Source organism: Kitasatospora sp. NPDC032150, from assembly GCF_055579945.1.
This window is the reverse complement of sequence record NZ_JBVIMH010000006.1, coordinates 57,311-70,076: the sequence shown is the minus strand read 5'-3', so window position 1 is coordinate 70,076 and position 12,766 is coordinate 57,311. Positions and strand designations below refer to the sequence as shown.

At 71.3% G+C, this 12,766-nt stretch carries 7 protein-coding genes and 1 tRNA gene; 4 read left to right on the top strand and 4 right to left on the bottom strand.

Annotated features, from left to right (window positions below; translation table 11 throughout):
• The first annotated feature begins 108 nt into the window (after nt 1-108).
• Nucleotides 109-1,191 (top strand): phosphoribosylformylglycinamidine cyclo-ligase, encoded by a 1,083-nt coding sequence (purM, locus tag ACZ5ON_RS09675; protein WP_465588153.1) that lies wholly within the window; start codon nt 109-111, stop codon nt 1,189-1,191.
• A 260-nt stretch (nt 1,192-1,451) separates the two neighbouring features.
• On the opposite strand, the gene ACZ5ON_RS09670 is transcribed toward purM, so the two are convergent.
• Nucleotides 1,452-1,700: a DUF3073 domain-containing protein gene (locus tag ACZ5ON_RS09670; RefSeq protein ID WP_465588150.1), complete on the bottom strand. Its 249-nt coding sequence runs from the start codon at nt 1,698-1,700 to the stop codon at nt 1,452-1,454.
• 487 nt (nt 1,701-2,187) lie between these two features.
• Nucleotides 2,188-3,345 (bottom strand): Glu/Leu/Phe/Val dehydrogenase dimerization domain-containing protein, encoded by a 1,158-nt coding sequence (locus ACZ5ON_RS09665; protein WP_465588145.1) that lies wholly within the window; start codon nt 3,343-3,345, stop codon nt 2,188-2,190.
• 215 nt (nt 3,346-3,560) lie between these two features.
• Here ACZ5ON_RS09665 and ACZ5ON_RS09660 point away from each other — a divergent pair, with 215 nt between their 5' ends.
• Both ACZ5ON_RS09660 and bldC read left to right on the top strand, forming a co-directional pair.
• Entirely contained in the window at nt 3,561-4,493 is a 933-nt protein-coding gene (locus tag ACZ5ON_RS09660) for a DUF8083 family protein (RefSeq protein ID WP_465588141.1), read from the top strand.
• Between the two features lie 576 nt (nt 4,494-5,069).
• Nucleotides 5,070-5,276, top strand: coding sequence for a developmental transcriptional regulator BldC (gene bldC, locus ACZ5ON_RS09655; RefSeq protein WP_014137253.1), 207 nt, complete (start codon nt 5,070-5,072; stop codon nt 5,274-5,276).
• Nucleotides 5,277-5,606: 330 nt separating this feature from the next.
• On the opposite strand, the gene ACZ5ON_RS09650 is transcribed toward bldC, so the two are convergent.
• Nucleotides 5,607-5,680 (bottom strand) — tRNA-Asp (locus ACZ5ON_RS09650).
• A 121-nt stretch (nt 5,681-5,801) separates the two neighbouring features.
• Nucleotides 5,802-9,767, bottom strand: coding sequence for an ATP-dependent RNA helicase HrpA (gene hrpA / locus ACZ5ON_RS09645; RefSeq protein WP_465588137.1), 3,966 nt, complete (start codon nt 9,765-9,767; stop codon nt 5,802-5,804).
• A gap of 384 nt (nt 9,768-10,151) precedes the next feature.
• On the opposite strand from hrpA, the gene ACZ5ON_RS09640 reads away from it, so the two are divergent.
• Nucleotides 10,152-12,575: a helicase-associated domain-containing protein gene (locus ACZ5ON_RS09640; protein WP_465588134.1), complete on the top strand. Its 2,424-nt coding sequence runs from the start codon at nt 10,152-10,154 to the stop codon at nt 12,573-12,575.
• Nucleotides 12,576-12,766: the final 191 nt, after the last annotated feature.

Here is a 12,766-nt window from a genome sequence, read left to right as displayed (position 1 = left end):
GCGCCGCGCGGTTCCCCGCGCCCCGAGCGGGTTCCCGCCCCCGAAGACTTCCTCGCTGACCGAGGTGTCCGTTCCAAACCCCCTTCGACCCGAGAGGGCCGCACAGCAGTGACCAGCAACGAGAGCGGTGCCACCTACGCCGCCGCAGGTGTCGACATCGAGGCCGGCGACCGTGCCGTCGAGCTCATGAAGCAGTGGGTGAAGAAGGCCGACCGCCCCGAGGTGATCGGCGGCCTCGGTGGTTTCGCCGGGCTCTTCGACGCCTCCGCCTTCAAGCGCTACGAGCGTCCGCTGCTGGCCTCCGCCACCGACGGCGTCGGGACCAAGGTCGCCATCGCCCAGGCCATGGACAAGCACGACACCATCGGCCACGACCTGGTCGGCATGGTCGTCGACGACCTGGTGGTCTGCGGCGCCGAGCCGCTGTTCATGACCGACTACATCTGCGTCGGCAAGGTCGTGCCCGAGCGGGTCGCCGCGATCGTGAAGGGCATCGCCGAGGGCTGCACGCTGGCCGGCTGCGCGCTGGTCGGCGGCGAGACCGCCGAGCACCCCGGTCTGCTGGGCCCGGACGAGTACGACGTCGCGGGCGCCGGCACCGGCGTGGTGGAGGCCGACGCGCTGCTGGGCGCCGACCGGGTCCGCGCGGGTGACGTGGTGATCGCGATGGCCGCGTCCGGGCTGCACTCCAACGGGTACTCGCTGGTGCGCCACGTCCTGCTGAACCAGGCCGGCTGGTCGCTGGACCGACAGGTCGAGGAGTTCGGGCGGACCCTGGGCGAGGAACTGCTGGAGCCCACCCGGATCTACTCGCTGGACTGCCTGGCGCTCACCCGGGCCACCGAGATCCACGCCTTCTCGCACGTCACCGGCGGCGGCCTGGCGGCCAACCTGGGCCGGGTCATCCCGGACGGCCTGCACGCCCGCCTGGACCGCGGCACCTGGACCCCGTTGCCGGTCTTCCAGACCGTCGCCCAGGTCGGCCGGATGGCCGCGCTGGAGATCGAGAAGACCTTGAACATGGGCATCGGCATGGTCGCCGTCGTTCCGCCGTCCTCGGTCGACGTGGTGCTCGCGGTCCTGGAGGATCGCGGCGTCGAGGCCTGGCTGCTCGGTGACGTCGTCGAGCGCACGGACGAGCACGACGGCGCTGCGGCGCTCTACAACGCGTACGAGGGTTTCCAGCTCTGACGCCCGCGGCAACGGACGAAGGGGCCCCTCGGGGCCCCTTCTCCGTGCTTCCGGGATTGGTTGCGCCTGGTCGTGCGTCCGGCCGCTCCGGAGGTGGCTGAGGCCCCTCCAGGCGTTCTCCGGCGTCCCCGGAGGCTCGTCACCGTCCCGGGGCCACCCGTTGCCCCCGCGGGGTCCGACCCGGCCCGGTGGGCAGGTGCACGGGAACGCCGAAGACCGGCCTGGCGCTCCGGGAGCGCCAAGCCGGTCCGGTCAGGCTCTTACGCGCGGCGGCGGGACTGGCTGCTGCTGCCCGCGTCCTCCGCGTCGTCGTCCTCGTCGTCGTAGCGAGCTGCGTACGCCGCGTAGGGATCGTCGTCCTCTTCTTCTTCGATCGGCTCAGGGTTGATCGAAGCGTTCGAGGTTACGCCCAGCTCGTTGGACAGACGGTTAGCGTCGAAGCCGCCGCTGTTGTACTTCAGCTGGCGGGCGACCTTCGTCTGCTTGGCCTTGGCCCGGCCGCGCCCCATGGGTCGACCCCCTCAACGGTGGGGCTCACGGCCCCGAGTCTGACACGTGTTCATGATCAGGAGCGGCGCGCCCGAAGTGGGAGTGCCGTCCCTTGGAGCATTAACGGTACCTGTTTCCGCCGCCGGACGGTACGTCGCCGGTGTGACGTGGCGCGCACAGTCTGTCCCCGAAACCGGTTCTTTCCTGGTCAGGTGGGGATTTCCGGGCTGTCGCAGGCTGTTCGCAGCCTGCGCCGGTTCCGTCGTTCCGGGACCGATTATCCCTCGCCCGGGGCGCAGGATCGCCCGTTCGGGCTACAAATCGAGAATCCGGTTCCACATTGTGATGCGCCCGGGGCGGAGCCCGGGGACCTCTGATCCCCCGCCCCGGGCGCACTGCTCCGTTCGGGCGGCCGGTGGCTCGGCCGGCCGCCCCCGGGCGCTCTCCCCGGTGCCGGCGTTCCCCGGCTCAGGTGCCGACTCGCCCGTCGGCCGGGACCGGCCCGGTTCAGGCCTTGCGGGCGCCCGGCAGCAGGATCGTGCGCAGCGCGCTGATCTCCCGCATCCGCTTCTCGGCCAGGCGGTCGGCGGCGACGGCCGGCGGGACGCCGTCGGTGGCGGCCCGGGTGAAGATCTCCAGGGTGGTGTCGAAGATCTTGGTGGCCTTGTTCTTGGCACGCTCGAAGTTGAAGCCGTCGATCTCGTCGGCGACCTGGATCACGCCGCCGGAGTTCACCAGGTAGTCGGGCGCGTAGAGGATGCCGCGGTCGGCGAGGTCCTTCTCGACACCCGGGTGGGCCAGCTGGTTGTTGGCCGCGCCGCAGACGATCGAGGTGCCGGCCGCGCCCAGCGCGCCCACCGTCAGGTCGTCGAGCGCGCCGCCCAGGGCGCAGGGGGCGTAGACGTCCAGGTCGGCCTGGAGCAGGGCCTTGGTGTCGGCCACCACCTCGACCTCCGGGTGCGCCGCGCGGACCCGGTTCAGGGCGGTCTCGGAGACGTCGGTGATGACCACCGTGGCGCCGTCGGCGACCAGGTGGCCGACGAGGTAGTGGCCGACCTTGCCGACGCCCGCGACGCCGACCCGCTTGCCGCGCAGGGTGGGCTGGCCCCAGCGGGCCTGGGCGGAGGCGCGCATGCCCTGGAAGACGCCGAAGGCGGTCAGGATGGAGGAGTCGCCGGCACCGCCGTGCTCCGGCGAGCGGCCGGTCACGAACTCGGTCTCGCGCGCGATCACGTCCATGTCCTGGACGTAGGTGCCCACGTCGCAGGCGGTGATGTAGCGGCCGCGCAGGGACTGCACGAAGCGGCCGTAGGCGCGGAGCATCGCCTCGTTCTTCGCCTTGTCGGGGTCACCGATGATGACGGCCTTGCCGCCGCCGAGGTCGAGGCCCGCCAGCGCGTTCTTGTAGCTCATGCCGCGCGACAGGCGCAGCGCGTCCTCCAGGGCCTCCTCCTCGGAGGCGTACTGGTGGAAGCGGGTGCCGCCGAGGGCCGGGCCCAGTGCGGTGGAGTGGATGGCGATGATCGCCTTCAGGCCACTGCTGCGGTCGTGGCAGAGGACTACCTGCTCGTGGCCGTCGCCGGGGGCGCCGTCCTGCTCGGTGCGGAAGATCCTGCTCAGCACACCGGGTGCGGGGTGCGTCGCGGAGGTCTGTACGTCGGTCACTGTGGTGACTCCAGTATCTGTGGCCCACTGCTGTGGTGTGGGCGGCTGGGGGAAGAGTAGCCCCGGGGAGGGCCCCGGATCTGCCCCCGTGCGGCAACGAAAGGGGGACGGAACCGGCAACGAGCCAGGGCCGTGGCGGGCAACGGGAGCGGGTGGCTGCAAAGAGGCCCGGAACACCCTCCCGGCGGGCGGTGCGGCGTGCGACGATGCGATGCGTGACCACCGTGCGCACTTCGGTTCTTCCGCCGTACGCCGCCCATCTGCGGGTCTACGAGCCGCTGGCCGCCTATCCGGAGCCCGAGCGGGCCCGTTGGCAGGCGTACGCCGCCACGCACGGCCCGGACGCCACCGTCCCCGAGCACTCGGTCGCCCCGGCCGCACTCGTCGAACAGCGCAAGGCGCTCGCCGAGGTGGTGGGCCGCACTCCGCGCCCCCTGCCGGATCGGGAGAGCGAGCAGGCCTTCGTCCGGCAGCTGGACGGGGTGACCTACGTCTGTCCGTGGGCCACCCGGCTGCGCAGCTGGCAGGCGCTGGACGAGCTGCGCGCCTCGCTGCCGGTGGCGCTGCTGGACACCGTGCTGCCGCCGGCCGCGCGGGCCGCGGCGACGGCGCAGAAGGAGCGCTGGCAGGCGGGCCACCCGGACGCCCGGCCGTGGATCCTGACCAGCCGTTGGGAGGTGCCGCTGCGCTGGTTCCTGCCGTTCGGGGCGGAGGACCGCTGCTTCGTGCCGGGCAGCGCCGAGGGCCGGCGGGGGCAGGTCGCGCCGGCGTTGTTCTATCTGACGCCGATGGCGCAGGCGCGCCGCCGGGTGGCGCGCGCCTACCGGGCGCTCCGGGAGCGGCAGGGGCTCGGCAGGGCCGGCGGCTCCGCGCGGGGACCGGCCGGCCAGGGCGGCCCGCTGGTGCAGGAGGTGGAGCAGATCGGGCGCTGGCTGGAGGAGTTCCACCCGCGGTCCCTGGTGGAACTGGACTACGGGGGCCTGGTGCACCTGCTGGGTCCCGAACGGCTGGCGGTGGAGGACTCGGTGGCCGAGATCGAGTCCGGCCTGCTGGCGCTGCGCTCCGGCGACGAGGCCGGCGCGGTGCGGGCATACGAGACGGTGACGGCGCGTTGGCGCCAGGTGCTGGCCCTGCGGTACGCCAGCTGACGGGGAGGGCTGCTGGCCGGTCGGCCCGCAGCGGTGCGACAGGCTGCTGAGAGGCGCCTGACGCGCCCTCAGCAGTCCTCCGGGGGAGGATGTCAGTGGTCCGGGTGAGGATGGTCGGGCCCTTTGGAACAGGCGAGCGGGGACCTAGGTCCCGGTTCGGGTCAATACCCCTCGAACGTGACACTACTCACCGTTGACGCGAACTTACACCTATATGCAAAAATGGGACAACCGGCCCAAGTTCACTCACGTGTGTCCACTTTTGGGTGGATCTGGCGGTAGTGCGTGCTTTGCGGGGAAACTAAGGGTCTGGTCCACTCCTGACCGATGGTCACCGTACGGTGACTGTCCGCTATGGGCTGGTCCATGGCCTTCCGTCGTGCTTGAACCCGTGAGGGGTCAATTTTGGCGGTTTGGCCGATGGGGCTGGACGAATGGTGTAGTTGTAGACACCAGGACAAGCCGTTCGTCCTATAACCGACTCGGCCCGTCTGTGCCATTTCGGGCATCGCGGGCCAAGGTGCAGAATTTGAAGGATAGAACCGCCCTGGTTCGGTTCTCCCGAGGAGGCCGCTCATGACCGCTCGTACCCCTGACGCTGAGCCGCTGCTGACACCGGCAGAGGTCGCCACCATGTTCCGCGTGGACCCTAAGACGGTTACCCGTTGGGCCAAGGCCGGCAAGCTCACGTCCATCCGCACTCTCGGCGGCCACCGCCGTTACCGCGAGGCGGAGGTGCGCGCACTGCTGGCCGGTATTCCGGCGCAGCGTACAGAGGCCTGAGAGGCCCGCTGACACATTTCGTGAGGGGCCGTATCCCTGACTCCGCCGGGTCTGGGCCGCGGCCCCTCACGCATGTCCGGAATCGGATGTTCCTATTGGTGCTGATGTGGGTGGGGGAATTCCTGGGAAATACATGTACAATTTTATATATTAAATTAGGGTTGGCGTTCAGGGTGTCTGGAGTGTCCGGCCTCAAGAAGAAATAAGTGATGACCACCACAGGATCTTTACCTTGTGGTCTAGACCTACACTGCGGTAGTGGGAACTGACGCCCGGTCAGGGCAAAGCAAGAGGCCCGGAACCTTTCGGCTCCGGGCCTCTCCTGTACTGCGATCCCGACGGGACTTGAACCCGCGACCTCCACCTTGACAGGGTGGCGAGCTAACCAACTGCTCCACGGGACCAGAGTGTTCTGATCTCTTGTCCGCTTGCTCGTCGCTCGCGAACAAGACAGATCGTACTGCATGTCGGGCCCCCAGGTCGAACTGAGTCCGTCCGCCCCCGGTCCGGGGGCGGACGGCGGTCCTACGGGGTGCTGCCGGCGGCGTCCATCGCCTTGAGGATGCGCTTCTCCGAGACGGGGGCCGGGGTGCCGAGCCCCTGGGCGAAGAAGCTCACCCGGAGCTCCTCGATCATCCAGCGGATCGCCCGGACCTCGGGCGAGGGCTCGCGGCCGGCCGGGACCTTCGCCAGCAGCTCGCCGTAGGCCTCCTGCACCTGCTGGACCTTGCCCAGGTGCAGCAGGTCGCGCTGCGGGTGGTTGGGCAGCGCCTCCAGGCGCCGGTCCACGGCGAGCAGATAGCGCTTCAGGTCGGGCAGCCGCTGCCAGCCGGTCTCGGCCACGAAGCCCGCGTGGATGAGTGAGGCCAGGTGCAGCCGGACGTCGTTGACCGCCGAGAGCAGCACCGGGCTGGAGACCGACTTCAGCCGGGTGGAGGCCTTGTGGAAGGCGATCAGCGCGCCGGCCGTCTTCAGGGTGGTGTCCGCGGACAGGTCGTAGAGGTCGGCCCGCACCTTGTCGTACAGCTTGGTGAAGGCCGCCTCGTCCCAGGCCGGGCCGCCGTTCACGGCCATCAGCCGGTCGGTGGCCGCCGCGACGATGTCCTCGAACAGTGCGGTGATCGAGCCGTGCGGGTTGTGGGAGAGGGCGAGCTTGGCCTGGTTGCCCAGCCGGCCCTGGATGGACTTGGCGGGCGAGGGGACGGTGAGCATCAGCAGCCGCCTGCAGCCCGCCCACATCGCCCGTGCCTGCGCCTCGGGCGTGTCGAAGAGCCGGATGCCCACGCTGTCGCCCTCGTCCACCAGCGCCGGGTACGCGCGCAGCGAGTGCCCGCGTGAGCGCTGCTCGAAGGTGCGCTGGAGCACCGGCAGGTCGGCGGGCCAGGCGGTCAGGCCGGCGCGCTCGATGCCCCTGCCCGAGGCGGCGCTGGAGAGCGTCTCCTTCAGCTTGGGCTTCAGCTTCAGCCGCAGCTCCTCCAGGTCCTTGGACTCGGCCAGCTTCCGCTTGCCGTCCACCACCCGGAAGGTCACCTTCAGGTGGTCGGGGATCCGGGAGTCGTCCCAGGCGTCCGCCGGGATCGGGATCGCCGACATCCGGTGCAGGATCCGCTCCAGGGTGGGCAGCAGCGGCTCCTGGCGGTCCTTCACCTGCTTCAGCGCGGCCGCCGCGAAGTCCGGGGCGGGGACGAAGTTGCGGCGGATCGCCTTGGGCAGCGAGCGGATGTACGCGGTGACCAGCTCCGCCCGCAGACCCGGGATCTGCCAGTCGAAGCCCTCCGAGGTGACCTGGTTGAGCACCGGCAGCGGGATGTGCACGGTCACGCCGTCCGCGTCGCTGCCCGGCTCGAACTGGTAGGTCAGCGCGAAGCGCAGCTTGCCCTGCTGCCAGTAGTCCGGGTAGTCGGCCTCGGTGACGCCGTCGGCGGCGTCGTTGATCAGCATCGACTTCTCGAAGTTGAGCAGGTCCGGCTGCTCGTGCCGGGCCTTCTTCCACCAGGAGTCGAAGTGCCGGGTGGAGACGACCTCCTCGGGCAGCCGGGCGTCGTAGAAGTCGAACAGGGTCTGGTCGTCCACCATGATGTCGCGGCGGCGGGCCCGGTTCTCCAGCTCCTCGACCTCCGAGAGCAGCTTGCGGTTCTCGCCGAAGAACTTGTGGTGGGTCTCCCAGTCGCCCTCCACCAGCGCGTTGCGGATGAAGAGTTCGCGGCAGAGTTCGGGGTCGATCCGGCCGTAGTTGACCTTGCGCTGGGCGACGATCGGGACCCCGTAGAGGGTGACCTTCTCGTACGCCAGCACCGCGCCGGCCTTCTTCTCCCAGTGCGGTTCGCTGTACGTCTTCTTGATCAGGTGGCCGGCCAGCGGCTCGATCCACTCCGGCTCGATCTTCGCGTTGATCCGGGCCCAGAGCCGGGACGTCTCGACGAGTTCCGCCGACATCACCCAGCGCGGCGGCTTCTTGAACAGGCCGGAGCCGGGGAAGACCGCGAAGCGGGCGCCCCGCGCGCCGCCGTACTCGCGCTTCTCCACGTCGAACAGGCCGATGTGCGAGAGCAGTCCGGAGAGCAGCGCCTGGTGGATCCGGTCGCCGTCAGGTTCGGCGTCCGGCAGCGGCTCGTCCACGAGGACGCCCAACTGCTTTGCCACCGTGCGGAGTTGGTGGAAGATGTCCTGCCACTCGCGTATCCGCAGGTAGTTGAGGAACTCGGACTTGCACATCCGGCGGAACGCGGAGGAGGAGAGCTCGCGCTGCTGCTCCCTGACGTACCGCCACATCGACAGGTAGGAGAGGAAGTCGGAGGTCTCCGAGGTGAAGCGGCGGTGCCGGTCGTCGGCGGCCTGGCGCTTCTCGGCGGGGCGCTCGCGCGGGTCCTGGATGGAGAGCGCGGCCGCGATCACCATCACGTCGTGGACGCAGCCCAGCCCGTCGGCGGTCAGCACCATGCGGGCCATCCGGGGGTCCACCGGGAGCTGGGCCAGCTTGCGGCCGAGGGCGGTCAGGCGCTTGCGCGGGTCCGTCTCGGCGGGGTCGAGGGCGCCGAGCTCGTGCAGGAGGTTGACGCCGTCCTTGATGTTTCGGGAGTCCGGCGGGTCCAGGAACGGGAAGGCGGAGATGTCGCCGAGGCCGGCCGCCGTCATCTGCAGGATGACCGAGGCCAGGTTGGTGCGCAGGATCTCGGCGTCGGTGAACTCGGGGCGGGAGAGGAAGTCCTCCTCCGAGTAGAGCCGGATGCAGATGCCGTCCGAGGTGCGGCCGCAGCGGCCCTTGCGCTGGTTGGCGCTGGCCTGGCTGATCGCCTCGATCGGCAGGCGCTGCACCTTGGTGCGGTGGCTGTAGCGGGAGATCCGGGCAGTGCCCGGGTCGATCACGTACTTGATGCCCGGGACGGTGAGCGAGGTCTCGGCGACGTTGGTCGCCAGCACGATCCGGCGGCTGCCCGAGCGCTGGAAGACCCGGTGCTGCTCGGCCGAGCTGAGGCGGGCGTAGAGCGGCAGGACCTCGGTGAACCGCAGGTTCAGTTTGTTCAGCGCGTCGGCGGTGTCGCGGATCTCGCGTTCGCCGGAGAGGAAGACCAGGATGTCGCCCGGCCCCTCGGCCTGGAGCTCCTGCACCGAGTCGCAGATCGCCTGGACCTGGTCGCGGTCCCGGTCGACGTCCTCCTCGCCCTCGCCGTCCTCCAGGAGCGGGCGGTAACGGACCTCGACCGGATAGGTGCGGCCGGAGACCTCGATGATCGGGGCGTCGTCGAAGTGCGCGGCGAACCGCTCCGGGTCGATGGTCGCGGAAGTGATCACGACCTTGAGGTCCGGGCGGCGGGGCAGCAGTTGCTTGAGGTAGCCGAGGATGAAGTCGATGTTGAGGCTGCGCTCGTGCGCCTCGTCGATGATCAGGGTGTCGTACTGGCGCAGCTCGCGGTCGGTCTGGATCTCCGCTAGCAGGATGCCGTCCGTCATCAGCTTGACCAGGGTGTCCTGGCCGACCTGGTCGGTGAAGCGGACCTTCCAACCGACCGCCTCGCCGAGCGGGGTCCTCAGTTCCTCGGCCACGCGTTCGGCCACCGTACGGGCGGCGATCCGGCGCGGCTGGGTGTGGCCGATCAGGCCCTTGATGCCCCGGCCCAGCTCCAGGCAGATCTTCGGGATCTGGGTGGTCTTGCCGGAGCCGGTCTCGCCCGCGACGATCACCACCTGGTGGTCCCGGACCGCGGCGAGGATCTCGTCCTTCTTCTGGCTGACCGGCAGCTCCTGCGGGTAGCCGATCGCGGGGACGGCCGCGCGGCGCGCCCGGACGCGGAGCTCGGCCCTGTCGATCTCCGCCGCCAGCTCCTCGGCGATCTTCTGCCGGGCCTCCGGCCTCCGGACCCGTCGTGCGCCGTCCAGCCGCCGGCCGATCCGCTGCTGGTCGCGGATCGTGAGCTCGGGCAGACGGGCGGCCAACCCCCCGATGGTGGGCACATCGGCGGGCTGGGCTACGGGAGAACTCACTGCGGACATCCCTCTAGGTTCGCAAGGAGGCGCAGGCAGGCGCACCTCGGTTTTCGAGCCCCTCCAGTGTCACAGACCGCTCGGCGCTACGGCCGCGTGGCTTGCCCGGGGCGGCGGCCCGCCCGCCCCCAGCCGGCAGCCGGGTCGATCCGGACGGTGGCCCGCACGCCCTCCGGGCCGGCGGTTGATCGGCCGGGCGGGCGCTCCCGGTGGTGGCCGGCCCTCCCGGGAGGCCGTGGCCCGGCGGTCCTCGACGAAGGCGAGGACCGCCGGGTACCCGAAGGCCGTCGGCCGGGCGTCCCGCGGCCAGGCGGTGGAACCGGAAGGCGGTTCCGGCTCCGGGCTGCCGGAGTTCGCCGCCGGCGGTGCTGACGATTCACTACGCTCGGTGCAGTGACGACTGTCAAGTACCTCGCGGCCTGGCTGGCCGAGCGCACCCCGTCGCAGCTGGCCGAGTTGATGGAGCAGCGCGAACTTCCGTACGCGGGCAGGGTGGAGAGTGTGGCCGAGCTGGCCGAGCACCTGCTGACGGATCCGTCGGTCGACCTGGGGCTGCGCGAGATCGACCTCGGGGACCTTCAGCTGCTCACCGCCGTAACGGCCTTGGCGGAGCGGCTGCACGGGCTGCTTCCTGCCGCACCGCGCGTTCCGCATCTGATCATGGGCTACGACGGATACCGGCCACGTCCGCACCTGCCCGCGGCCGATCCCGCCGAGCGGGCGGTGACACGGGAACAGCTCTTCCGGTTCCTGGAGCTCGATGCCGACGGCCGGGCCGTCGCCGAGGCCGCGCTGTCCCGGCTGGCCGAGCGAGCCCTGGTGCTGCCGCCGTTCGGGAGCAAGATCGTCGTCCCGATCCTGCTCCACCGTCGGTCCAGGGAGGCGAGCGGCTACGGCCGGCCGGCCGACCAGTTGCTGAGTGAGGCCTTCAACGCCCCGGAGGTCCACCGCGTCGCGCAGGGCCTGGGGCTGTCGAAGGCACGGACCCGCGACGAGGCGCAGCGGTGGATCGTCGCGGCGCTCCGCGACGGGGAACGGGTGCGTTCCCTGGCCGCCGAGGCGCCTCCCGAGGCCCGCGAGCTGCTGGACAAGCTGGTCGCCGGCCCGCCGCTGTTGCGAACCCACTGCTTCGTCGCCCGCTACGGATTCGGCTACCAGGCGGGCGCCGAAGGCAAGTTCACCTTCCGGGAAAGCGGCTCGGGAGATCCGGGAACGGACTGGCTGGCTGCTCGCGCCCTCGTGCTGCCGGCGGGTGCGGACCTGGCGGAGCTGCCGTGCGAGGTGGCCGACGCGCTGCGCGACCATGACCGCGCGCCGGCGTACGAGCCTTTCCCGCCCCCGGTCGCCGGTGCGGTGGAGATCCCCGTCGCCGTCGACGGCCAGGCGCAGGCCGCGATGGCCGAAGCCGCTTCCAGGGTCGAGCTGATGCTGCGCTGGATCGCGGAGCAGCCGCTCGCGGTGCGCAAAGCCGGTGGTATCGCCGTCCGGGACACCCGGCGCATGGCGAAGGCGGTCGGTGTGCCGGAGGAGCAGGCCCGTCTGTGGCTCGACCTGGCCGCCAACGCGGACTTGATCACGCCCGTCGCCGAGGAAATGGAGAACGCTGCCAAGAGGCGGGCCCCGGCGCGTCCGACGGTGCCCCGACCGTCCGTCCGGATGCTTCCCACCGGACGGTACGAGGAGTGGCTGGCCTCCTCGCCCGCGCGGCGGCTGCTGCCGCTCGTCGCCACCTGGGCGGTGGTGCCCGAGGTGTTCACCCACTGGCCGGACGGGGACGACACCCCGGTCGCGCTGGTCAGCCCGCAGGACGTCGAGGCCGTCGAGGTGCGCCGCGCGGTGCTGGAGGCGCTGGCCACCCTGCCGGCCGGGCGCGGGGTCGGTACGCGCCGGGCCGACGGGGGCGGGGGTTCCGCTCCGGCCGGTCTGATGGCCACGGCGGCCTGGTTCCGTCCGGCGGTCATCGGTCGGGGCCCGTGGGAGGCCGATCGCATCGCCGCGACCCTGGCGGAGGCGGAGCTGCTAGGGGTCGTCGTCCACGGGGCGCTCAGCCCGGTCGGACACGCCGTCCTCGGGCTCTTGAACGCGGGCGCACACCGCCACTTCCCCGCCGTTCCGGGTGCCGGACCGGCGCTGCGTGACTACCCCGCTCTGGACGCCGCGGTCGGGCACCTGACCGCGGTCCTGGACGCACTGCTGCCCGCGCCGCGGACCACCGCCCGTTTTCAGGCGGACCTCACGGCGATGGTCGCCGGTGCGGCCGCGCCGGAGCTGACCGACCTGCTGTCCGCCTGTGCGGAGCGGGAGTCCGAGGGTCATGCCGTGGTGTGGCGGATCACTCCTGCGGCGGTCCGCCGGGCCCTGGACTCCGGGATGGACGCCGCGGACCTGCTGGTCCGGCTGACCGAGGTCTCGGAGGGCGGGCGGCCGCTTCCGCAGCCTCTCGAGTACCTGATCAAGGACACCGCGCGGACCCACGGCCGGATGCGCGTGGTGCGCTCGGCGTGCTGCATCCGCTCCGACGACGAGGCGCTGGTGCTCGAACTCTCCAAGGCCCGTGCGCTGTCCAAGCTCGGGCTGCGGCGGATCGCGCCGACCGTGCTGATCAGCACTGCCGGGCCCGAACCGACCCTCGGTGCACTGCGGGCCGCCGGTTACGCACCCGTGCTGGAGGCGGAGACCGGGAACACGGTCATCGAGCGGGTCCGCCAGGAGCGCGGCCCCAGCCACATGCCGTCACTGCCCAAGGCACGGTCCCGTCGTGGCAGAGGACCGAGCACCGCCCTGGCGCTGGCCACCGCGCTGCTGGCCGACCGCTGACCCCTCGATCGCGGTGCGGCCGAAGGGGGGTCGAAGGGGGCGCATCCCGAAGGAGCGTCAGACCGGGACCGCGGCGGGGGGGGGGGGGGGGGGGGGGGGGGGGGGGGGGGTGGGGGGTGGGGGCGGGAGGAGGGGGGGGGGGGGGGGGGGGGGGGGGGGGGGGGGGGGGGGGGGGGGGGGGGGGGGAGTAC